The sequence below is a fragment of the Pedobacter sp. HMWF019 genome, from assembly GCF_003061025.1.
GTDB lineage: Bacteria > Bacteroidota > Bacteroidia > Sphingobacteriales > Sphingobacteriaceae > Pedobacter.
Genome location: NZ_QAIL01000330.1, coordinates 1 through 1,480, shown reverse-complemented (window position 1 = coordinate 1,480; position 1,480 = coordinate 1). Strand labels below are relative to the sequence as shown.

Annotated in this window: 2 protein-coding genes; both read left to right on the top strand. The window is 40.6% G+C overall.

From position 1 onward, the window contains the following. The coding region (locus tag DBR11_RS18495) for a DNA-directed RNA polymerase subunit omega (protein WP_108554119.1) at positions 1–320 on the top strand (320 nt) is incomplete at its 5' end. 47 nt (positions 321–367) lie between these two features. Further along, on the top strand, positions 368–1,480 hold a 1,113-nt coding region (coaBC, locus tag DBR11_RS18490; protein WP_108554118.1), incomplete at its 3' end, for a bifunctional phosphopantothenoylcysteine decarboxylase/phosphopantothenate--cysteine ligase CoaBC.

Genomic DNA, 1,480 nt, shown 5'->3' with positions numbered 1-1,480 from the left:
CTAATAAACCAGCTGTACCGAATACTACGGTTACTAGAAATGTAAATGATTTAGATAGAAGTACCGGAAATATATATGAGTCTTTAGTAATTATTGCTAAAAGGGCAAATCAGATTTCCAATAACATGAAAGAAGAATTACATGGCAAACTTGCTGAATTCGCTTCATCTAACGACAATCTGGAAGAGATCTTTGAAAACAGAGAGCAAATTGAGATCAGTAAACACTATGAGCGTTTACCTAAACCAACTTTAATCTCTATCGATGAGTTTCTGAATGGAAAAGTATACCATAGAAATCCAGCTAAAGAACAACAATAAATAGCTGCATAGGGATTAACTTGCATACTCAGTTGCATTAATATACCATGCTAAAAAACAAAAACATCATCCTGGGCGTTTGCGGCAGTATAGCCGCCTATAAAGCAGCAGTACTCGTAAGGTTACTGATCAAAGCTGGCGCAAACGTCAAGGTTATTTTAACCTCTGATGCGGCAAATTTCATTACGCCGCTTACCCTCGCTACACTTTCTAAAAATCCGGTATATACCCAGTATTTTGAAAAAGAAACTGGTGTTTGGAGCAATCACGTAGAATTAGGTCTTTGGGCCGACATGCTCATTATAGCCCCTGCCAGCGCCAATACGCTTGCAAAAATGGCGAATGGCATCTGCGACAACCTTCTTTCTGCAGTTTATTTATCAGCCAAATGCCCGGTTTTCCTTGCTCCTGCAATGGATCTGGATATGTGGAAACATAAAAGCACCCAATCTAATATAGAAAGGCTTAAAAGCTTTGGAAACATCATTATTTCTCCAAATAACGGAGAACTGGCCAGTGGGCTTTATGGAGAAGGGAGAATGGCAGAACCGGAAGAAATTACGGAATTTTTAGCCGGTACCTTTAAAAAAAAACTGCCTTTAACAGGTAAAAAAGTATTGGTCACTGCTGGCCCTACATTCGAAGCCATAGACCCGGTACGTTTCATTGGTAATCATTCTTCAGGGAAAATGGGATTTGCCATAGCAGACCGCTTCGTGGAACTGGGTGCAGAAGTAACACTCATTAGCGGTCCGACTGCAGAAATCAGTATTCATCCCCTGAAAAGGATCGATGTGGTCAGTGCAGCAGAAATGCTCAAAGCCAGCCAAACTTGCTTTGACGAGATGGACATTATCATCATGAGTGCAGCAGTGGCAGACTATACGCCGGTTCACGTTGCCACCCAGAAGATAAAAAAGAAGGACAATGATCTTTCCATAGAACTCAAAAAAACAACAGACATTCTCGCAACGCTGGGCGCACAGAAAAGATCCGGGCAGATTCTGGTCGGATTTGCATTGGAAACTGAAAATGAAGAAGACAATGCTAAGGCCAAACTTCTGAAAAAAAACCTGGACCTGATTATTCTAAATTCTCTCAATGATAAGGGAGCGGGCTTTCAAACCAATACCAATAAAATTACTATCTTTAATAAGAAC